Here is a 19,823-nt window from a genome sequence, read left to right on the forward strand (position 1 = left end):
AGAATGGTCAGCGTTTCGGTACCACTGCCATCGTACAGCGTGATACACAGATCAATTGATCGTCCTCATCCGTAAGCTTAATGTCCCAAACCATGGTGGTCCTGCCCTGATGCATGACCGTTCCCGTCGCAGTGACGAGTCCTTCACGCTTTGCTTTAATGTGGTTCGCATTGATTTCAAGGCCGAAGCATATTTCTTTATCCAAATCGATCAACTGTACCGCCCCTACACTCGCAACCGTTTCTGCAAGTGCCACCGAAGCCCCGCCGTGAAGGAAGCCGAACGGCTGTCTCGTCTGTTCATTCACCGGCATCGTCGCAATGACCTTACCCTTTCCCAGTTCTACAAATTCAATTCCTAACGCACTGATCAATGTATTCTCCGTGTTCACGTGAATTCCCCCATATCATAGTCTTCTCTACTACCTTTTCGAGAAAGTGTGTGAAAATCCTCTATTTTTCCCGCCCTATCCGTCCTGCCTTCGATTGATGAATAATCGGCTGAACAGTTTCATACATTTCCTTAGAGCATTTTTATCGAAAGGGGTTTTTCTGTTATGTATCGGTACCACCCTTTTTATCCGCCTGTTCAACGCCCCTACTCACCGATTCATTCGAGGGCACAGCCTATTCCCTCCTATCATCGGAACTACCCTGCTATTGAAACCAAAACATTCATGTCTTCGGCAGGTAAAACGTTGAGCTTACTGGGAGATGCCCAAAAGGTGCTTCAGAAAATCAACACATCCAAAGACTTCTCCTCGAAATTCATGAACGCCGCACAGCAATCGAACGTACCTGAAGTACATAAACTACTTCAAACCATCGGTACAAGGGTACAGCCGATTGTATCGTTCAATCCGGATGGAGTCCGCCTCGTATTTGACGAAAAGCTCGGGCAGGTGGATTGCTGCCATTTAATCGTGATTGTTCGCTGGATGTGAAGGCACAAAAAAAGAAGCGAGGGAGCCCGAGGCCACTGAAGAACTATGGCCTCTCAGAGATAGTAAAATAAAAAACGGCCCGTTTGGAGTGAATTTCTCCAAACGGGCCGTTTGGAGTGAATTTCTCCAAACGGGCCGTTTTTTTTGACTAAAAAGGAAGCTTTCTCCCTTCTATTAGTCCATTAATTTTATGATTCGTTTTATATTGGCGGTGAATATGGCCATGGCTCCTTGGATACGCATGCCTTTTAGACCCGACGATGAGGCGATCTCATAACCGTGTCTGTGTTTTAGTTCACTATTCTTTGCTTCGATTTTGTATCGTTCTTTTGCTCTCTCCTTAAAATGTTCACTATTTTGAAATTCGATTTGTTTAGTATGTTCTTCTGATTTAATACTAACCGAATAGGATTTAGTTTTTGCTCCGAGCTTATAACACCCTTCTTGAAAAGGACAACTTTTACATTTTTCCACATCAAAATAGTATGTATCCGTTTGATTGGTGGATTGGTTTTTCTTCCCTTGTCGTGCTTTCCTTATCGCCATATGCCCCGCAGGACAAACGTACATGCCGGCATCTTTATTATATTCAAACTCCTCTCCTTTTTTTCGATACCCATGAGAGACAGAAGGGTTGAGCTTCGCGATTAACTCAAACTCATTTTCTTTCGCGTACGTCAGATTTTTCTTCTCAGAATAAGCCGCGTCACCAATGACTTCTTTCACTTCAATTCCAGCTTTTTTGCTTTTTTCAATTAACGTAGGTAACTCTTTTCCATCCGTTTTTTCACCTGTTGTAATCGTCGCGGCGGTTATGATTCGCTCCTGGACCATGGCTAAGTGCGTTTTGTATCCGAAGAAGGAGGAATCCGCTGATTTATGACCGACTCGTGCGTCGGGATCTTCCGACTGTTGAAGTTCCAATAAATCATCTTCCACAGTCTCTTTGAGTAAATTTAATGGTTCTTTTACTTTCGGAAATTCGGTTAATCTTGGTTCTTTTTCAATGACTTCCACAAGCTTTTGAGTATATTCCAACTCGGCTTCAATCGTATCCTCCGTCGGTTTAGTCGGGAACTTTTCCTTCATCGTTTCATCGATTGTATAAATCATTTTCCGCACTTTTTTCGAACGATTTCTCAATACTTCGACAGGGGAGGTCTGATTATATCGGGAACTCGTATGAGTAGCGTCTACAATGACCGACTTGGATCGAATCACTCCTTTTTCAAGAGCGATTTCAACCGTCTTGTTAATCAATGTGTCTAATAAGTCTTCGTCCTCCAGTCGCTTACGTCGAAAGTAGGCCAATAAACTTGGATCAATCACATCATCTTCCGGTGCCATTTCTAAGAAAAACTTAAAAGACATATCCACCTTGGTTCTTTCAATAAGATCAACGTCGGATAACGTATAAATAGTTTTTAAAAGAAGATATTTAAATATGCGAATAGGATGGACGGCGTTTCGTCCATTCGTATGACAATATTTATCCTTTAATTCGTCATAGATAAAGGAGAAGTCCACAAGGTTATTGATTTTACGAAGAAGGTGATTTTGAGGTACAACCACATCATATAATCCCCCAAATTGACTTACGTTCATTGATAACTGATGGTCAAGCATCCAATCCCTCACTTTTATGTAATATCTTCATTTTACAAGAAAACAGCGTATCTTTCTTCGATTTCTCGAAGAAAGATACGCTGTTTAGTAAAGAAGGGGCTTTTTCAGTGGCCTCGGGAGCCCCGCTTCTTTTCTTTATAAAATGACAGCTGCGATCCAACCGAACAGGATCAATGGAATATTATAGTGTAAAAAGGTTGGGACACATGTATCCCAGATGTGATTATGCTGCCCATCGGCATTCAGTCCCGCTGTCGGTCCAAGCGTACTGTCTGATGCGGGAGACCCGGCGTCACCAAGGGCACCTGCTGTACCCACAATCGCAACCGTTGCGAGAGGGCTGAATCCAAGCTCCATGGCAAGTGGGACGAAGATAGCTGCAATGATCGGAATGGTGGCAAATGAAGAACCGATCCCCATTGTCACCAGAAGCCCGACGACAAGCATAATGAGGGCAGCCAAAGCCTGGTTGCCGCCAATGACATCAGCGGTCGCCTTTACCAATGTTTCAACATCTCCCGTTTCTGTTACCACTGCTGCAAATCCGGATGCCGTGATCATGACAAAGCCGATAAAAGCCATCATTTTCATTCCTTCATTCAGCAACCCGTCTGCTTCTTTCCATTTAACCGAGCCTGAAACATACAGGACGGCTATACCTGCCAGTGCCCCAAAGATCATCGATTCCAACTGAAGCTGAACGAATAAGGCCACTACGATGGAAATGAGAGCGAACACCATCGCTCTTTTATTATAAACGACCTTTTCATCAGCAATGACTTCTTCAGCTTCACTGTAGTCTCTCGGTTTGCGATAACTCACAAACACAGCAATCAGTAATCCGATGACCATTCCTCCCACAGGGAGAAGCATGGCTTTCGGAATATCGCCCATGTTGATTTCCATTCCACTCGATGCCATGTTCTGAGCGATAATCTCATGGAACTGTAGTCCAAATCCTACTGGTAAAAGAATATACGGAGCCGTCAATCCGAACGTGATCACCGATGCGATCAAACGTCTATCGATCCGCAACTCCGTCATCACCTTCAATAAAGGCGGAATCAGTATCGGGATAAAAGCGATGTGAATCGGAATCACATTTTGAGAAAAACAAGCCATGATTAAAATAGAAATAACAATAATTGCTTTCGAAAGGGCTGTCTTTCTTGAATCCCCTTTTTTCCCAACGACCTTCAATACCCAGTCAACGAGCAGATTCGGAATCCCCGTATAGGAAATCGCCACTGCAAATCCACCCAGCAGGGCATAACTTAACGCGATGCTTGCCCCGCCGCTAATTCCCTCTGTAAAGACGGATATCGTCTCGTCCAATCCAAGTCCGCCCGTCAGTCCCCCGACCAACGCCCCAGTAATCAGAGCGAATACCACGTTCACACGCGCAAGGCTCAATACGAGCATGACAAGAACCGCTATCACAACTGCGTTCATAATTGCTTCCTCCTTCAGATACTATTTATCAGCTTGTTACTTTTACTGTTGTCATTGCTTATACCGTTGCTTTAGTTCGCTAAATTGGTAGAGTAATAAAATCACGATTTCAACTTTAACAAGATAAAGAGAGTTTGTCAATACTTTAGCAGGGTGAAAGATGGAGTGGGAATTTTTTCATAGGTTTGAAGGTGGTTGCGGTGGGAGGCGTTGGGTCCGGGCGGGATTTCCATTAAATGTTAATCGGCTTGATTTTTTCTTGTTTCGGCTGGATTCGGTTCCGATTCGGCTGGATTATTCTTCACTTCGGCTGGTTTTTGACCAATAACGGCCGGATTATTGTTATTTTTGGCTGGATTCCCTTCACCGACGGCCGGACCCACTCGTCTTACGACGTAAATGCCTCTCCATCAAGCGATGGGATACGCATAGAACGGCCTGCTTCCTGGTAATTGCGTCGTTTTTCAAATTATTGCGTCATTTCAAACCGGAATTGCGTCATTTTTTCTTTATTTGCGTTATTATCCAATTATATCCAATACCTCCCCCCACTCCCTTTGAAAACAACTAAAAAAAGAGCCTCCTCCCAGTGCCTCCAAATTCAGGCACTGAAACAAGACTCTCCCATCATGCAAATCATTTTATTTTTCTAACGGCACAAAGCGTTCGACCAGTAAGGCAAGGGTTCTTGCCATGACGCCAGTTGCCCCTGAAGGACCGAGATCATGGCTCCCTTTCGTTGTAGCCGTCCCGGCGATGTCGAGATGTACCCAAGGCAGGCCTTCGGCAAATTCACCGACGAACGCTCCACCCATGATGGCATGGCCTGCTCGTCCCGGTGAGTTATTCAAATCGGCAATATCACTACCGCGGACACGCTTTTTATCATTTTCCGTATAAGGAAGGCGCCAGATAAATTCACCTGATTCACCTGAAGCTTCCAGCACCTGCTCGAAGAAGGCTTCATGATTTGTGAGGGCACCGGTTTTATCCTCGCCGAGAGCCACGATGACTCCACCGGTCAAGGTTGCAACGTCGACCAAATAGTTGGCTCCTTGATGCTTTGCATAGGTCATACCGTCTGCAAGCGCGAGACGCCCCTCTGCGTCCGTATTCAACACTTCGATGGTCTTACCGCTCATGGAGGTAATCACGTCGTCAGGCTTGAATGCAGAGCCGCTCACCATATTGTCCGTGGACGGGATGACGGCAACGACATTTTGTTCCGGTTTGATTTCACCGATGATTTCCATGGCACCGAGTACTGCCGCTGCGCCACCCATATCGGTTTTCATACCGACGATTCCATCTTTGGGTTTCAGGGAGTAGCCGCCTGTGTCAAACGTGATCCCTTTTCCGACTAAACCGATGACATCCTTCCATTCCTCTTTCCCGTTGTACTTCAGGACGATCATTTTCGGAGGTTCAACGGATCCCTGGTTCACGGCAAGAAGCGCGCCCATTCCAAGGTGCTCCATTTCTTCTTTGTCGAGGATTTCCACCTCAAAGCTGTATCTTTCAGCCAATTCCAGAGCGTACTCCGCCAATTTTGTCGAAGTTAATAGATTACCAGGTGTATTCACCAGTGTACGGGCTGAGTTTACTCCATTCCCGAAGGCAGAACCAATGTACAAAGCCGTCTCGACTTCTTTCGACTCTTCTTTTGTAAAAAATTCGATCGCTTCTACGTGTACTTCCGGTTCATTCGATTTCTTTTTATAACCATGGAATTCATATGTAGACATCGTAAAGGCTTCCATGAAGGCATGAGCCACATCCGTTGCCACCATCTCCTCAGAAACAAATGTGTCGAGCGCGACTGAAAACGAGGACACTTTCATATTTTTCAAGGATTTAGATGCAGAGCCCAATGATTCTTTTAAAAGATCAAACGTCAACTCTTTTGGTTTTCCAAGTCCTACGAATACGATTCTTTTCGCTTCAAGTTTTCCAAACGTATGTATCTTGGATACTTTCTTGTGCTTGGAAGAAATGTCTCCATCCTTCACAAGCTGTGTAAGATAGCCTTCAAACTTATGATCGAGCTCTTTCAGCTCTCCTTCGAATGTTGGCTGATTGTAAATACCCACGATCAGGCATTCTCCATTTGCATTGGTTACTTCATTTTGATTGGTTGAAAAATTCATGTTCACCGACACCTCCACTCACTATTATAGCGAAGATGTCCAATTATTTCGACTTTCTAACAATCTGCTTTTTAAAGTTATACGAGGGCTGGATGGGGTATGTTATAATGAGAACATTATTTTTATTCAAACAATTGAAAGGGTGGCATTTCACAGCATGGAAGTACTGTTTAATTTTCCATTATGGGCGTCTTTATTTTCGATCTTTTTTGCTCAGTTTGTTAAGGTTCCCATACAGTTTATCGCAACGAGGGAATGGAATTGGTCCTTGATTACCTCAACAGGAGGGATGCCGAGTTCCCATTCAGCAGCCGTGACGGCATTATCCACCGGGGTAGCTCTTGAAGCGGGACTCTCTTCCCCTATCTTCGCTGTATCTGCCATGTTTGCCATCATTACGATGTTTGATGCAACGGGTGTCAGAAGGCAGGCAGGAGAGCAGGCGATTGTCCTCAATCAATTGATGGTGGACTTCCAGCGCTTCATGTCAGAAGCCAAAGGCTGGCAGAACAAACCTGAACAGGAGAAGCGCAAGGAGCTGAAGGAATTACTCGGTCATAAACCTATAGAAGTATTCTTTGGCGGACTTTCAGGAATCATCCTGACCCTTCTGCTTCATTATTTATTCATCCTCTAGGAGTGTGAGCATGAAAATCGTTTCCATTTGCCCCAGTAATACAGAAATCATCGATTACCTGGGATTGACACCTCTTCTTGCCGGCGTTGATGATTACTCCGACTATCCGGCGGAGGTAAAGTCCCTTCCGCAGCTCGGACCGGATCTATCGATTAATATGGATAAGCTGGAATCATTGAAGCCGGATCTGGTGTTTTCATCCTTAAGCGTTCCAGGAATGGAGAAAAATATAGAAGAACTTGAAAAGAGGAATATCCCCCACATCACCTTGAATCCCCAGAGCTTCACTGACATTGCGGAAGATCTCGTGACAGTGGGGAAAGCGTGTGGGATCGAAGAACATGCCTTAAAACGCCGACAGGAATTCTTGGATACTGTCAAACGTTTAAAGACGATCGGGGATCAGGTTTCAAATCCTCCCTCCCTTTATTGGGAGTGGTGGCCTAAACCGGTCTTCACACCCGGCAGGGTCAATTGGCTGACCGAATTAAGCACAATGGTCGGTGCCCGGAACCTTTTTGAAGATGTGGACCTGGCAAGTGTTCAAACCGATTGGGAGGACGTATTGAAGCGCAATCCGGATTATATCTGCCTGGCATGGGTCGGTGTAAGGCAAAGCAGGGTGAAGCCTGAGATCGTAAAGAACCGCCCTGATTGGAATACACTTGACGCTGTACAGGAAGACCGTATTTTTGTCCTGGAAGAAGCACTCTACTGCCGGCCATCCCCCCTTCTGTTAAAAGGGGCCGAGAAACTTGCCCGGTTGCTTCATCCCGATTTATATCATGAAACGTAAAAGAACATGCCTGCTCACTTATAAGCGAGCAGGCATGTTCTTATTTCTTTACACCCTATCAGTTAGTATGAACCGAGGCTTCATAAATCGAATCAACAGCCTTCTTCAACGCAGCATCAAACTCTTCTTCGGATTGATCGGCACTTAGGTCAGCTGCCAATGCCCTGGAGAAACTTGCAATCACCCCGTCATTTTCCTTCAGCTTTTCATTCGCTTCATCACGTGAATAGCCGCCGGAAAGTGCGACGACCCGCACAACGCGTGGATGCTCAACCAACTTTTTATACGCATTCGCTTTCGTCGGGATCGAGAGCTTCAGCATGACGTTTTCCTCTTCTGATAGTTCATTCAAATGCTTCAGGATTTCATCGCACAGAATTTCTTCAGACTTTTCTTTTTGTTCACTATGGATATTGACTTCAGGTTCGATGATCGGAACCAAACCGGCAGAGATGATGCGTTTTCCAATGTCGAACTGCTGATCGACAACTTCCTTAATGCCGCTCGCGTTCGGTTCGTGGATGACTGAGCGCATTTTCGTGCCGAAAATCTTCCGTTCGGTGGCACGGCCCAGAGTCTCTTCCAAGTCAGGGATCGGTTTCATGAGCTGAACACCATTTTCCTCTTCCGCTAGTCCTTTATCCACCTTCAGGAAAGGAACGATGCCTTTATCTGCAAGGTAATCCGCTGTATATTTGCCTTCGATTTCCCGGTCCATCGTTTGTTCGAAAAGAATGACCCCGAGGATCCTGTCGGGGCTGAAGGATGGGGAAGTGATGATTCGCGTCCGCATTTCATGGACCTTATCAAACATTTCGTCTTCATTTGAGTAGGAGTCCTCCTTCACACCGTACCCTGCCAATGCCTTCGGTGTACTGCCGCCGCTTTGATCAAGCGCCGCGATGAACCCTTCTCCATTCTTCATTTTGTCGAATTGACTTTTGTTCATATCTTCCACTCCTTTTGGTTTCGTTTCTCACTTTCTTTTTCCCCTATTTACACTGCTGCTAAACTGATTGGACCTTTGTTCTTATCCGAGGCTCCCTACTGCCAAGGCCGGCACATAAATAAATAGGCTGGGAGATAACTAAATCCATTTCTTCTAAAGGCGAACAATCATAAATTCAGTTAGGATTGCTTGCTACACCGCTTTTGATTTCCGTGCAAGACTTCGCTTTCCTCGGGCGGAAGGCGAGCCTCCTCGTCACTGTCGTTCCTGCGGGGTCTCACCTATTCCGCTTTTCCCGTAGGAGTCTTCGTCTTGCACTCCAATCAAAAGCTAGATCCTGCTATATAAACTGAATGTGCTTTAGCAATGATAACAAAAGGGCCATTCATCAAGATAGGTGTTATTCGTACACAGACTGTAGTTTTCTCATTTTCGATCATTTGGGGTGTGTCGAAGCAGAATGAATCATTCACATCTGTTTAGAAAGAGTATTTGTATAAGTAACGGTTAAGGTCACTGCCACTAATAGAATCACAGTTGATGTATGCAATAGGTGAAGAGATTTCGACATTACAAAGTGATAGTGAAACACTTACGCCTGGAAGTTGATTGGAGCGGAAGGTGCTCAACTCCTGAGGGAAACGCGGGAAAGCCTGAAAAGCGGAGGTGGCTTGCTCAGCCCCGACAAGCATAAGATGAATGGGCTAAGAAGACGTTCTTTTGCCTTCTTGGACCATTTAGCTTATGACCTCGAGGGGCTAGCCACCGTGGCTGGATCTTGAGACCCCGCAGGGCAAAGCCCGAGGAGGCTCAACTCACGCCCCACGGAAAGCGAGCACCTGGAGCGGAAATCAACCACTACTTACTATATCTTAAAGCAACGATGTTTACGTAAACATCCAATAAAAAATCCGAACGATTTCGATTTTCGAATAATCGTTCGGATTTTCTTTCAACTAAATACTTTTGTCCCAACCTCTTTATTTATTCTTTTTCAGGTGATAAAATCTGCTGCCTGAAAACCTGCATGGATTTGTTTTCATTAAGTTCGGTCAAGTCGTGTTCGGATAACTCACCCGTACCCATCTGGACCACATAGACGTCCAGTGTCTGCTTGCCCCATTCATTATAAACGTCGTCCACCGTTTCATAATAGAGATCTACTTTATTTCCTTTGATCGCGCTCCCTGTATCGGCTACGACACCATAACCATAATGAGGGATAAACAGGATGGTACCGATTGGATAGACGGAAATATCCGCTGCTATCGTAGAATACAGATCACGCTTCACTTTCACTCCCGAATATGTAATGCCGTAAAGGGGATGGCCCGGGTCCTTCCCCGTCGATTCAACGCCGGCAGTATAGCCCGTCGCCACAACCTTGTGTTTCGTATATTGATCCCAATCAATGGATTCTTCCAATGTTTCAGGCTTAACAGATGCACTGGCTGACACTTTTGTCTCATAGCCCGTAAACCTTTTAAGAAACTTGAATGACAAATGCAAAGGATTTGTCTTATGCTCTTTATCGTGGAGACTTTTTTGATCACTGTCACCCTTGTCCATCATCCAGGTTTTAAAGGTTTGCGCCTCTACTCCTGACACCGATTGAAAGGTGGTACCGAGTGCAAGGATAAACAAACTGACCATAACGAATCTCTTCGTCCAAATTTTAAACAGATTCATGTATTCACTCCTCCCACCCTACATACTTCCCATTTGGGAGGAGATATATGCATAAATTGATAAAAAAATCGAATAGTTGTAATATTTGGAATTTATTTTAGTTTTCCTTTTTGAGAAAAACTCCTTTAAAAACAGGCTATTCTACACTTCAACTAGTATGTTCCATTTTCTAAAATACTTTCATAGAGAATTTATATTTAAATCTTATTTATGAGTAAGTGCCGGGAAAAAGGGACCGTTCCTTTCCGCTCCAGGCACTTGCTTTCCGGCGGGGAGGAAGTCGAGCCTCCTCGGGCTTTGCCCTGTGGGGTCTCGACCTTTCCTCTATTCCCGCAGGAGTCAAGTGCCTTCCGCTTCAATCCACTCTGTGCTTTAATATTCTGACTGTATAATGACAAATTGACCAACATAAAAGCTTTTATTAATGACATGGAATGTGTGCTACGGGTGTGGAGCATTTGTTTCAGAGAAAATGATTAGCAAAACTAGAATAGAAATGGAAGTGATATTTTATCCGTTGAAGTGAAAAACGTATGCATCGACAGTTGATTGGAGCGGAAGGTGCTCGACTCCTGCGGGAAACGCTGGACAGGTGAGACCCCGCAGGCAAAGCCGAGGAGGCTCACCGCCAGCCCCGCGGAAAGCGAGCACCTGAAGCGGAAATCAACCTGCACTTACTTGTGATACGATATCAAACTATAGTCATTTAAAATAAAAAATCCGTTCAACCTTGGGATTTAAGTTCCCGGTTAAACGGATGTGGTTAGAACATTCGATATCCTTTTGCTCTTAAGATTCTCATGACGATGCCGGACAGGATGGCACCTGCGAGGCCGCTTCCGAGAATCACGAGATCGGCTACAGCCAAGTGGCTGAGTCTTGTCCCAAGTTCTGAAAAAGACTCCCCTGCATTTCGGAAATAATCTATAAAACGAACTTCGTCCACGATAAAAATAACGACAATCGGATAAATGATGGCCATGATCCACGTCATGCGCAATAACATATTTAACAAAAATCCTATTCCGAAAAATAGAACAAAAAATAGAAGCATCGATATAATCATTACATGTATAGGCATTTCAAATTACACCTCCATAACACTAAAGAATAGTGTACCTCGAGTGAAATGTAAGCGTCAATATTTTCAGGGGAAGATTTGTCACTTATTCACAAAATAAACTTATTTATCATTCAGACATAGAAAAAACAGACCCAACACCGGTTTCCATACTTCACAAGGGAAGTATCCACCTTCGTCAGGTCTGCTTTCATCTTCTATCCTTTAGGGGTTATTTCTGTTTCCCGCTGCCTCCGCAGCACGGACACGTTTCAGAACCACCCAATACTAACTGAAAGTATCCTTTTCCTGAACAATAAAGACAGTATTTCGTTTTAGCATTCGCAGTAGCTCTCATTTTTCCCTCTCCCTTTTCTTTAATTTCTTAATTTTCTGATAATATATCATCTATCCGAAATAAAGAAAAGGGACATTATAGGGGATGTACCTTTAAGAAAGCGAATACATTTATGTTTTTCTTTCATTATCTCTTTCTTTCTTAAAATTTACAGAATTTTATAAAAATAAACGATATTCTGTGTAGGCGAACTGGTCACCTGGATTGATTCCTTCGATCATATTCAACTTCTGCATGGAGCCCATTCGTTTGATCATCTCATGGACCATCACGGATGTCTTTTCGTCTGCCAATAGTTCCTGGGGCGATTTCCACTGGACATCCCACAACTCAGCTTCTTCTTTTTCAATAGAAGAAATTCCCTCATTCTCCAGCAGAAAAATCATCATATTGTCGCTGATGTCGTTTTGGATGACCCCCGACCTTACTCCGATGATCCCTTTGATGGTTGTATGTAATCCTGTCTCTTCCTGCACTTCTCTTATCACTGCTTCATCGACGGTTTCCCCGGCGTTGACAAATCCTGCAGGCAGTGACCACATCCCTTTCAGTCCGCTGTATTTCTTTTTCACCACAAGCCATCTACCGTTTTCATCCATGATCAGACCAGCAACGGCCAGCCATACCTTACCCCTTTTCATTGTAAGCACCTCCGTCCACATTCCTTCATAATAAAAAGCAGAGTGGGATCCACTCTGCTTTCATTCAATCCTTTAGGGCTTAAAAGAACTTGAATTTCCCTTTTTTGAACACTAGTGACGGTCCACCAACCATGTATAGAGCACGGTTGTCGACAACCTTCTTCATGAAGGAAGCTTTAGTACCAGTGATTTTCTTACCGTAGACGACACCGATCGCATCATCTTCACCTAGTGAACATACGGTACCTTTGATGTCCGGAGTGAATAATTCCAGATCCCCTTTACCGTGCAGTAAAGCAGCGATGTTACGGGCACATACTTCACCTTGCTGCATGGCGATCTGTGCAGTCGGCGGGTATGGACGCTCAGTCTCTTCATTGATCATCAGTGAACAGTCACCGATGATGAAGATATTGTCGTGTCCAGGTGCGCGAAGATCTCTGTTGATTTTCACACGGGCACGCATGTTTTCAATTCCAGCTCTTTCGATGATGGAGTTACCGCGAACACCTGCAGCCCATACAATCGTACCAGCTTTGATTTCTTCGACTTCATCTTCACCTTTGGCGATGAGTACGCTGTCTGCCTTTGCTTCTTTCAGCGGAGTTCCGATATGGAATTCCACGCCTTTTTTCTCAAGCTTGGCACGGGCGTATTTCACAAGCTCCGGATCGAATCCAGGAAGGATCATTGGCGCAGCTTCCACACATACGATGCGCACTTTCTTACGGTCGATATCATATTCATGGCAAAGCTCAGGAACACGGTTACCCAGTTCTCCAAGGAATTCGATACCAGTGAAACCTGCTCCGCCTACAACGATGGTCAAGCGTTCATCGTTCAATTCTCCTTCGTTCTTATACGTAGCAAATTGTAATTCAATGTGCTCACGGATTTGACGGGCAGAGTTGATGTTCGAAATCATGAAGGCATGCTCATGAAGGCCTGGAATTCCGAATGTTTCTGATTCTGCACCAAGAGCCACTACCAGGTAATCGAATTCTACTTCACCTTCACCTGTGATGACTTTCTTCTCTTCCACTTTGATGTCTTCAACAGTCGCCTGCAGGAAGTTCACTTTGCTCGTGTTGACAACATCTTTCACGTCGTAGCGCACTCGATCGTGATGAAGCGTACCTGCGGAAGCTTCGTGTAACCAAGTGGTTTCATAGTGATAATCGTTCTTATTAATTAAAATAATTTCTGCTTCATTTGTTCCGAGTTGCTTTTGAAGACGAGTTACCGTCATTAATCCACCATAACCTGCACCTAATACAACGATTCTTGGCTTTCTCAACTGAATCACTTCCACCTTTTTTGATAAATTTGCTTCGGATACTCTTAGAGTCCTCCACATTATGCGTTTTTATCCCGTTCAATATGATGCTATTATCTTTTTCCCTATATAAAGGAAACTAAAACAAATCAAACGCGATGTTTTTTCCTTATTGAAAAAGGAAATATTGGTTGTATAAAGATATGAAAACAAAAGTATGTGACCTTTTTCACGAACTACTCCATAGTTATGCGAAAATTGTCATAAATTCTTAACAATATGTCTACATTACATAATATTCTTTTTGCCTCGCATTTTCAAGATATATATAGGAAATTAAATTCTTAAGAATATTTAAAAAATGTCCGTAGAATCAATCAAAAGTTGTAGTCTCTTTCATAGATAAGTCTGATTTATCTGAACTTACATCTTCTATCATTGGGAATAATCAAAAGCTGTGTGATAGAATAAAGTAAAAAGAAGCATACCTAAATGGTTGGAGGGATCATGTTGAAGGAAGATCAAAAAGTGTATGATATCACGATCATAGGCGGCGGTCCAACGGGGCTGTTTACAGCGTTCTATGGCGGCATGAGAAAAGCATCAGTTAAGATCATCGAAAGTTTACCACAACTCGGGGGGCAGCTTGCTACTTTATATCCTGAGAAATACATATATGACGTTGCCGGTTTTCCTAAAGTGAAGGCCCAGGACCTGGTCAATAATTTAAAAGAGCAAATGGCGAAATTCGAAACGACCATTTGTTTGGAGCAGGCCGTGGAAGGTCTAGAAAAACAGGCTGATGGTATGTTCAAACTCACCACTGACAAAGAAATCCATTTTTCCAGAACGATCATCATCACGGCAGGAAACGGTGCCTTCCAGCCACGCCGCCTTGAGCTTGAGCACGCGTCCGAGTTTGAAGGGAAAAACCTTCATTACTTTGTCGATAACCTCGAGCATTTCAGAGGTAAGAAAGTGGTCATTTGCGGCGGAGGCGACTCTGCTGTTGACTGGGCGCTTATGCTTGAGCCTGTCGCAGAAAAAGTTTATCTCGTGCACAGACGTGATAAATTCAGGGCTCATGAGCACAGTGTGGAGAATTTACACAACTCCACAGTTGAATTGAAAACACCATACGTCCCATCTGAGTTGGTCGTCGATGAAGAGAAGATCAATCAGATCGTACTGGAGGAAACAAAAGGTGATGAAAAGGAAATTATCGACCTTGATGAACTAATTGTAAACTTCGGATTTGTCTCCTCCCTCGGTCCGATCAAAGACTGGGGTCTTGAGATCGAAAAGAACTCAATCGTGGTCAATTCCAGGATGGAAACGAATATCCCTGGTATTTATGCGGCCGGTGATATCAGTACGTATGATGGGAAAGTCAAACTCATTGCAAGTGGATTTGGCGAGGCACCGACAGCCGTCAACAATGCCAAAGCGTATATGGATCCAAAAGCAAGGGTGCAGCCGATGCACAGTACGTCCATGTTTACGGATTAATTCCATCCACAAGGCTCAGGATATCGTATCCTGGGCCTTTTTATTTTTTAGAGAAGATGAATGATTCATGATTAGAACTTCCTTCCAACCATTGTGTTCTTCACTTTATCCACGCCCACTCCTTTGTTTATTTTCACCATGAATGGGTAGACCAATAGTAGGACAAAAAAAATTCAGATAAAGGATGATGTGTAAAATGAATGTGTTAGTTATCGGAGCAAACGGCAACACAGGCCGCCATATAGTAAAAGAGCTTTCAAATAGCAGTCAGCATTTCGTGAGAGCCATGATCCGAAAAACAGAACAGGCAAACGAAATGGAAGACTTGGGAGCAAGACCGATTGTTGCCGATCTTGAGCAGGATTTCTCGTATGCACTTGAAAATGTAAATGCCGTCATTTTTGCAGCCGGCAGTGGTGGCTCGACAGGAGACGATAAGACGTTAGCCATCGACCAGGAGGGTGCTAAGAAAGCAGTCGATTATGCGAAGAAGATGGGTATCGAGCGTTTTGTGATGCTCAGCTCCATGGGTGCGGATAATCCTTCAAGCGGACCGGATGAATTGCAATTCTATTTAAAAGCCAAGGGTGCTGCGGATGCCCACTTGAAAGAGAGCGGCTTAAATTACACCATCGTCCGCCCTGGATCCCTTTCATTCGATGATTCAACAGGAAAGATTGAAGCGGCCACCAGCATCACAGATAAAAGCCGTGACATTCCCCGTGCAGATGTCGCGAAAGTGCTTGTAGACTCTTTAACCATCGAAGAAACCAACCACAAAGTATTCGAAATCCTAAGTGGTGACACACCTGTGGAAGAAGCACTGAAAAACATTCATTAAGCTTGAAAAAGGGACGGACCTCAATTAGTGAGGTCCGTCCCTTTATTCATTTAGCAATTCTCCGGCGTACCTTTATTCGTCGCCGTCACGAATGATGATCCGCACCCGCATGACGCGATGGCGTTCGGATTGTCGATCGTAAATCCGCCGCCCATCATGGACTGCTTATAATCTATTTTCGTACCGTTCAGGATGGCAGCATCATTTTTTGCTACGACAAGCTTGATTCCATGCTGCTCTGTCGTTGTATCTCCATCTTGAAGCTCATGTTCAAATCCCATACCGTAAGAAAGGCCGCTGCAGCCTCCCCCTTTTACCGCTACTCGTAACATGGCATCTGTTTCGTCATGTTCCTTCATCATATCTTTAATCTGAAGGGCAGCAGCTTCTGTTAGAATGACAACTTCACTCATTCATTACACCCCCAACCTTTTCATTTCTTACTACTTAGTATACTCCTTTCTATTTTACTACTCAACCGATGGGGCTTTGGTGAATGATTGGAAGAATAATTATACGAATATTCTCATTAAACACAACTTTTTACTCACCATGAATAAAAAACACTGGTTCCCTTCACCACCATCAAGGTATAATAGGGTAGATAGTCCCGATTGTGAGGTGAGATTCATGACGGTAGTGACGCCATTTTATGATAAAAAGACCCAGTGTTTATCATGTAAACACTCATACAGTACGACAAGGATCAGATCCCGGTTTGTGAAGCTCACCGGATATGACAGTGACTTTTGTCCCCTGTACCAGTCCGATGATGTAAACCCTTTGCTCTATAATGTATCCGTCTGTCCGCAGTGCGGTTTTTCTTATACCGATGATTTTACAGCATACATACCTCCTGTTCTTAAAGCAGAGCTTGAAAAGAAGATCAGTCTGCACTGGCAGCCTCAGGATTATGGGAAAATCAGGTCATATGAAGATGCGATCAATACGTATAAACTGGCCGCCTACTGTGCTTTAATCAAGAAGGAGAAAAAAGTGACCATAGCAGGGTTATACCTTCGCACAGCCTGGCTTTATCGAAAGATGGCTGATAAAGAACAGGAAAGGCGCTTCATTAATCTGGCAGCACATGAATACATCGATGCTTATTTAACAGATGGTGCATCAGGCTCTTTAATGTCCGAAACAAAGCTTCTGTATATCATCGCTGAATTACTGAGGAGGCAGGATAAAATCGAGGAAGCGGTAGCCTACCTTTCTAAAGTCATCGGTAAGCAGCATCTCTCCACCGAACCGAAAATCATCGAAATGGCCAGGGGTCGCTGGTATGAAATCCGGGAAATGTATAAAGAAATGAAGTCTATGTAAGGTTACTATTTAAGGTAGCGAGTGGTGGTTGATTTCCGCTGCAGGTGCTCGCTTTCCGCGGAAAACGATAGGAACACAAAAATTTCTGCGAAAAGACCTAGTCAAAAGATAATCCGAACGATCATTCGAATTTCTTAATTGAAATCGAAATCGTTCGGATTTTTTGTTTTGTATGGGCACATAAATTGTATGTAGTAGGTTTTAGCTGTTGATTGGAGTGCAAGACGAAGACTCCTGCGGGAAAAGCGGAATAGGTGAGACCCCGCAGGAACGACAGTGACGAGGAGGCTCGCCTTCCGCCCGAGGAAAGCGAAGTCTTGCACGGAAATCGGGCAGCGGTGGACCAAAGCATCATTTCAGTCCACAAAAAAAATAAGCCGGTCAGGCCGGCTTTTGTTTAGAACATCGGGTTGTCTTCAAGGAATTGATAGATATGATCCACCAGTTCTTCAGGCGTGTCGCCTGTTACGACCTCCCCATTGACGAGAGCATAAAACGCTTGGGCGCATTTTCCGCAGTATCCCAGGCATCCGTATTCAATGACATCAAGGTTCGGGTCTCTTTCTAATATCTCAAGCGCCTTTTGCGCACCGCTAGCAAGATTGCTTATACAAAATTCAATAATAGGTTTCAATTCTATCACCTCACTACTCTTTGTTATGCTACCTTTTTTTATCATTATCGTCAATGATTTGTATTCCATGTAATGGTATAACAGATTGTGAACATTTTCGCTTATTTCTGTTGTGAAAACACCTTTATTTCGATATACTTTTAATGTTAATAGGTTTATTTATGTAGAATTTACTCGAATTAGGCTTCACATTGAAAATGCTTACTTTGCCAGGACCCGTTTCGGCGTGACTGTCCTTTAAATCCTGTCCCTATCCATATCGGGATATAAATCATATACAACCACACTATTTCAACAATAATGTAGAGTGCAAAAAGGGGAAATTTTCATGAAACAATTAGTGCTGCTTGGCGGAGGATATGGCAATATGCGCGTCCTTCTTCGCTTATTACCCAACCAATTACCTGAAGATGTATCGATTACCCTGATTGACAGAAATCCTTATCACTGTCTGAAGACAGAATACTATGCGCTTGCTGCCGGTACGATTTCAGATCAACATGTACGCGTATCATTCCCGGAACATGCCCGGTTATCCTATGTATATGGAGATATCTCAGGCGTGGACATGGAGAATAAACTCGTTCGTATGAAAGATCAGGATGCCGTTCCTTATGACGACCTTGTCATCGGACTAGGGTGTGAGGATAAATATCATAATGTACCGGGTGCAGATGAACATACTTTCTCGATTCAAACGATTGAAAGGTCACGTAAGACTTATCAAACGCTTTGTAATCTTCCAGCGGGTTCGATTGTCGGGATCGTCGGCGCCGGCTTAAGCGGGATTGAACTTGCCAGTGAGCTTAGGGAAAGCCGATCTGATCTGAAGATTAAGCTATTCGACCGTGGACCGCGTATCCTCAATGCCTTCCCTGAACGTCTGAGCTCTTACGTTCACGGCTGGTTTGACGAAAATGGCGTGGAAATCGTGAACAATTCCAATATTACAAGAGTGGAACCGAATACACTGCATAACCACGAAGAACAGATTTTCTGTGATGCCATCGTGTGGACAGCCGGGATTCAACCGAGTAAGGTCGTTCGCGATATGGATGTGGAAAAGGATGCAAGCGGTCGCGTCATCTTGACAAAGTATCATAACCTGCCACAGGATGAAAACGTGTATGTGGTCGGTGACTGCGCAAGCCTTCCTCAAGCCCCAAGTGCACAACTTGCTGAAGGACAGGCGGAGCAAATCGTTACCATCTTACTGAAGCGTTGGAATAACGAAGAGCTTCCGGCAGAACTGCCAAAGATCAAGCTAAAGGGGATCCTTGGTTCTCTCGGAAAGAAGCATGGTTTCGGACTGGTGAACGAGCGCTCCATCACGGGACGGGTCGCCCGTTTGTTGAAATCCGGTGTATTGTGGATGTATAAATATCATAATGGTTGATGTAAGAAGAACCGCTCGTGGGCGGTTCTTTTTTATCCGCAATATCCCCAACAAAAAAAGGCTTTCACTATAGAAAGCCTTTCTCACCTTAAGAAGCTTTAAACCGCTTCATATCCATACTTCTCAAGTTCTGAGTAGATCGTCTTCAAACGGGGATTTCCTTCTCCGACAATTTTGCCTTCCAATAAGACAATGGGATAGAACATATCTTCTTCCACTACCCTTGAGGCAAACTGTTTCACCGATTCTTCTTCCGGCGGATTGTGGATATCCACATATTTAATGACAAATGGCTGATTTGGATATTTCCTGCTCACAGCAGCCTCCAGCCATTCGTACGTTTCTTTCGATGATGGTAAGTTCACGCAGCTTGGACAGAGTATTTCTGCACCGTACACGTAAAGTTCAACTGGCTTACGATTCATGTGATCCTCCCCCTTGTTCCCCTCTTTTGTTTATTTTACAAAAAAAGCAGGAAGGTTGGAACCATTTTCTTTCTGGAAACGGAATGGGAAACATTTTTTGAAAAAGAAATGCCCA

At 44.1% G+C, this 19,823-nt stretch carries 21 protein-coding genes; 7 read left to right on the plus strand and 14 right to left on the minus strand.

What is annotated here, in order from left to right; genetic code table 11:
• Nucleotides 1-7: 7 nt before the first annotated feature.
• Nucleotides 8-391 carry a PaaI family thioesterase gene (locus tag AC0VXY_RS18575; protein ID WP_435989461.1) on the minus strand — a complete coding sequence of 128 codons (384 nt, stop codon included), beginning with the start codon at nucleotides 389-391 and terminating at the stop codon, nucleotides 8-10.
• Nucleotides 392-556: 165 nt separating this feature from the next.
• Here AC0VXY_RS18575 and AC0VXY_RS18580 point away from each other — a divergent pair, with 165 nt between their 5' ends.
• Entirely contained in the window at nucleotides 557-943 is a 387-nt protein-coding gene (locus AC0VXY_RS18580) for a YuzC family spore coat inner layer protein (RefSeq protein WP_435989460.1), read from the plus strand.
• A 174-nt stretch (nucleotides 944-1,117) separates the two neighbouring features.
• Here the strand turns inward: AC0VXY_RS18580 and AC0VXY_RS18585 are convergent, their stop codons facing one another.
• The 4 genes from AC0VXY_RS18585 to AC0VXY_RS18600 form a co-directional block, all read right to left on the minus strand.
• Entirely contained in the window at nucleotides 1,118-2,569 is a 1,452-nt protein-coding gene (locus tag AC0VXY_RS18585; RefSeq protein WP_475525486.1) for an IS1182 family transposase, read from the minus strand.
• Nucleotides 2,570-2,704: 135 nt separating this feature from the next.
• Nucleotides 2,705-4,021 (minus strand): Na+/H+ antiporter family protein, encoded by a 1,317-nt coding sequence (locus tag AC0VXY_RS18590; protein WP_475526137.1) that lies wholly within the window; start codon nucleotides 4,019-4,021, stop codon nucleotides 2,705-2,707.
• Nucleotides 4,022-4,260: 239 nt separating this feature from the next.
• Nucleotides 4,261-4,404 carry a hypothetical protein gene (locus AC0VXY_RS18595; RefSeq protein WP_475526138.1) on the minus strand — a complete coding sequence of 48 codons (144 nt, stop codon included), beginning with the start codon at nucleotides 4,402-4,404 and terminating at the stop codon, nucleotides 4,261-4,263.
• Nucleotides 4,405-4,662: 258 nt separating this feature from the next.
• Nucleotides 4,663-6,168, minus strand: coding sequence for a leucyl aminopeptidase (locus AC0VXY_RS18600; protein WP_475527901.1), 1,506 nt, complete (start codon nucleotides 6,166-6,168; stop codon nucleotides 4,663-4,665).
• 157 nt (nucleotides 6,169-6,325) lie between these two features.
• Between AC0VXY_RS18600 and AC0VXY_RS18605 the strand changes: the two genes are divergently transcribed.
• Both AC0VXY_RS18605 and AC0VXY_RS18610 read left to right on the plus strand, forming a co-directional pair.
• Nucleotides 6,326-6,805, plus strand: a complete 480-nt coding sequence (locus tag AC0VXY_RS18605; RefSeq protein ID WP_435989457.1) for a divergent PAP2 family protein — start codon at nucleotides 6,326-6,328, stop codon at nucleotides 6,803-6,805.
• Between the two features lie 10 nt (nucleotides 6,806-6,815).
• Complete coding sequence (locus tag AC0VXY_RS18610) at nucleotides 6,816-7,601, plus strand: ABC transporter substrate-binding protein (RefSeq protein ID WP_435989456.1); 786 nt, start codon at nucleotides 6,816-6,818, stop codon at nucleotides 7,599-7,601.
• A 58-nt stretch (nucleotides 7,602-7,659) separates the two neighbouring features.
• On the opposite strand, the gene AC0VXY_RS18615 is transcribed toward AC0VXY_RS18610, so the two are convergent.
• From AC0VXY_RS18615 to AC0VXY_RS18640, 6 genes are all read right to left on the minus strand, one after another.
• On the minus strand, nucleotides 7,660-8,550 hold the full coding sequence (locus tag AC0VXY_RS18615; protein WP_435989455.1) for a fructose bisphosphate aldolase: 891 nt from the start codon (nucleotides 8,548-8,550) through the stop codon (nucleotides 7,660-7,662).
• Nucleotides 8,551-9,534: 984 nt separating this feature from the next.
• On the minus strand, nucleotides 9,535-10,239 hold the full coding sequence (locus AC0VXY_RS18620; protein WP_475526139.1) for a 3D domain-containing protein: 705 nt from the start codon (nucleotides 10,237-10,239) through the stop codon (nucleotides 9,535-9,537).
• A 763-nt stretch (nucleotides 10,240-11,002) separates the two neighbouring features.
• Nucleotides 11,003-11,320 carry a YuiB family protein gene (locus AC0VXY_RS18625; RefSeq protein ID WP_034763779.1) on the minus strand — a complete coding sequence of 106 codons (318 nt, stop codon included), beginning with the start codon at nucleotides 11,318-11,320 and terminating at the stop codon, nucleotides 11,003-11,005.
• Nucleotides 11,321-11,531: 211 nt separating this feature from the next.
• Nucleotides 11,532-11,657, minus strand: coding sequence for a YuiA family protein (locus tag AC0VXY_RS18630; protein WP_159362729.1), 126 nt, complete (start codon nucleotides 11,655-11,657; stop codon nucleotides 11,532-11,534).
• 158 nt (nucleotides 11,658-11,815) lie between these two features.
• On the minus strand, nucleotides 11,816-12,298 hold the full coding sequence (locus AC0VXY_RS18635) for an NUDIX domain-containing protein (protein WP_475526140.1): 483 nt from the start codon (nucleotides 12,296-12,298) through the stop codon (nucleotides 11,816-11,818).
• A gap of 79 nt (nucleotides 12,299-12,377) precedes the next feature.
• Complete coding sequence (locus tag AC0VXY_RS18640) at nucleotides 12,378-13,595, minus strand: NAD(P)/FAD-dependent oxidoreductase (RefSeq protein ID WP_435989452.1); 1,218 nt, start codon at nucleotides 13,593-13,595, stop codon at nucleotides 12,378-12,380.
• A 489-nt stretch (nucleotides 13,596-14,084) separates the two neighbouring features.
• Between AC0VXY_RS18640 and AC0VXY_RS18645 the strand changes: the two genes are divergently transcribed.
• Together AC0VXY_RS18645 and AC0VXY_RS18650 are read left to right on the plus strand one after the other, a co-directional pair.
• Nucleotides 14,085-15,083, plus strand: coding sequence for an NAD(P)/FAD-dependent oxidoreductase (locus tag AC0VXY_RS18645; RefSeq protein ID WP_435994386.1), 999 nt, complete (start codon nucleotides 14,085-14,087; stop codon nucleotides 15,081-15,083).
• Nucleotides 15,084-15,279: 196 nt separating this feature from the next.
• Nucleotides 15,280-15,924: an SDR family oxidoreductase gene (locus AC0VXY_RS18650; RefSeq protein ID WP_435989451.1), complete on the plus strand. Its 645-nt coding sequence runs from the start codon at nucleotides 15,280-15,282 to the stop codon at nucleotides 15,922-15,924.
• 50 nt (nucleotides 15,925-15,974) lie between these two features.
• On the opposite strand, the gene AC0VXY_RS18655 is transcribed toward AC0VXY_RS18650, so the two are convergent.
• Nucleotides 15,975-16,337 (minus strand): HesB/IscA family protein, encoded by a 363-nt coding sequence (locus tag AC0VXY_RS18655; RefSeq protein ID WP_226677042.1) that lies wholly within the window; start codon nucleotides 16,335-16,337, stop codon nucleotides 15,975-15,977.
• Between the two features lie 217 nt (nucleotides 16,338-16,554).
• Between AC0VXY_RS18655 and AC0VXY_RS18660 the strand changes: the two genes are divergently transcribed.
• On the plus strand, nucleotides 16,555-17,253 hold the full coding sequence (locus AC0VXY_RS18660; RefSeq protein WP_475526141.1) for a DUF2225 domain-containing protein: 699 nt from the start codon (nucleotides 16,555-16,557) through the stop codon (nucleotides 17,251-17,253).
• A 397-nt stretch (nucleotides 17,254-17,650) separates the two neighbouring features.
• Here AC0VXY_RS18660 and AC0VXY_RS18665 read toward each other — a convergent pair whose 3' ends face one another.
• Complete coding sequence (locus AC0VXY_RS18665) at nucleotides 17,651-17,887, minus strand: YuzB family protein (protein ID WP_475526142.1); 237 nt, start codon at nucleotides 17,885-17,887, stop codon at nucleotides 17,651-17,653.
• Between the two features lie 328 nt (nucleotides 17,888-18,215).
• Between AC0VXY_RS18665 and AC0VXY_RS18670 the strand changes: the two genes are divergently transcribed.
• Complete coding sequence (locus AC0VXY_RS18670; protein ID WP_435989426.1) at nucleotides 18,216-19,283, plus strand: NAD(P)/FAD-dependent oxidoreductase; 1,068 nt, start codon at nucleotides 18,216-18,218, stop codon at nucleotides 19,281-19,283.
• 98 nt (nucleotides 19,284-19,381) lie between these two features.
• Here the strand turns inward: AC0VXY_RS18670 and AC0VXY_RS18675 are convergent, their stop codons facing one another.
• A complete protein-coding gene (locus AC0VXY_RS18675; protein ID WP_430342244.1) occupies nucleotides 19,382-19,708 on the minus strand; it encodes a YuzD family protein in 327 nt (108 codons plus the stop codon).
• Nucleotides 19,709-19,823 lie beyond the last annotated feature (115 nt).

Source organism: Rossellomorea sp. QJM3NY_18, from assembly GCF_056173145.1.

What these genes read in the sequence shown, in the direction of transcription:
- AC0VXY_RS18600 (WP_475527901.1), bottom strand. Translation starts at nt 6,168, where the DNA reads ATGAATTTTTCAACCAATCAAAATGAAGTAACCAATGCAAATGGAGAA.
- AC0VXY_RS18635 (WP_475526140.1), bottom strand. Translation starts at nt 12,298, where the DNA reads ATGAAAAGGGGTAAGGTATGGCTGGCCGTTGCTGGTCTGATCATGGAT.
- AC0VXY_RS18660 (WP_475526141.1), top strand. Translation starts at nt 16,555, where the DNA reads ATGACGGTAGTGACGCCATTTTATGATAAAAAGACCCAGTGTTTATCA.
- AC0VXY_RS18670 (WP_435989426.1), top strand. Translation starts at nt 18,216, where the DNA reads ATGAAACAATTAGTGCTGCTTGGCGGAGGATATGGCAATATGCGCGTC.
- AC0VXY_RS18615 (WP_435989455.1), bottom strand. Translation starts at nt 8,550, where the DNA reads ATGAACAAAAGTCAATTCGACAAAATGAAGAATGGAGAAGGGTTCATC.
- AC0VXY_RS18675 (WP_430342244.1), bottom strand. Translation starts at nt 19,708, where the DNA reads ATGAATCGTAAGCCAGTTGAACTTTACGTGTACGGTGCAGAAATACTC.
- AC0VXY_RS18585 (WP_475525486.1), bottom strand. Translation starts at nt 2,569, where the DNA reads ATGCTTGACCATCAGTTATCAATGAACGTAAGTCAATTTGGGGGATTA.
- AC0VXY_RS18620 (WP_475526139.1), bottom strand. Translation starts at nt 10,239, where the DNA reads ATGAATCTGTTTAAAATTTGGACGAAGAGATTCGTTATGGTCAGTTTG.
- AC0VXY_RS18605 (WP_435989457.1), top strand. Translation starts at nt 6,326, where the DNA reads ATGGAAGTACTGTTTAATTTTCCATTATGGGCGTCTTTATTTTCGATC.
- AC0VXY_RS18650 (WP_435989451.1), top strand. Translation starts at nt 15,280, where the DNA reads ATGAATGTGTTAGTTATCGGAGCAAACGGCAACACAGGCCGCCATATA.
- AC0VXY_RS18630 (WP_159362729.1), bottom strand. Translation starts at nt 11,657, where the DNA reads ATGAGAGCTACTGCGAATGCTAAAACGAAATACTGTCTTTATTGTTCA.
- AC0VXY_RS18655 (WP_226677042.1), bottom strand. Translation starts at nt 16,337, where the DNA reads ATGAGTGAAGTTGTCATTCTAACAGAAGCTGCTGCCCTTCAGATTAAA.
- AC0VXY_RS18610 (WP_435989456.1), top strand. Translation starts at nt 6,816, where the DNA reads ATGAAAATCGTTTCCATTTGCCCCAGTAATACAGAAATCATCGATTAC.
- AC0VXY_RS18590 (WP_475526137.1), bottom strand. Translation starts at nt 4,021, where the DNA reads ATGAACGCAGTTGTGATAGCGGTTCTTGTCATGCTCGTATTGAGCCTT.
- AC0VXY_RS18625 (WP_034763779.1), bottom strand. Translation starts at nt 11,320, where the DNA reads ATGCCTATACATGTAATGATTATATCGATGCTTCTATTTTTTGTTCTA.
- AC0VXY_RS18580 (WP_435989460.1), top strand. Translation starts at nt 557, where the DNA reads ATGTATCGGTACCACCCTTTTTATCCGCCTGTTCAACGCCCCTACTCA.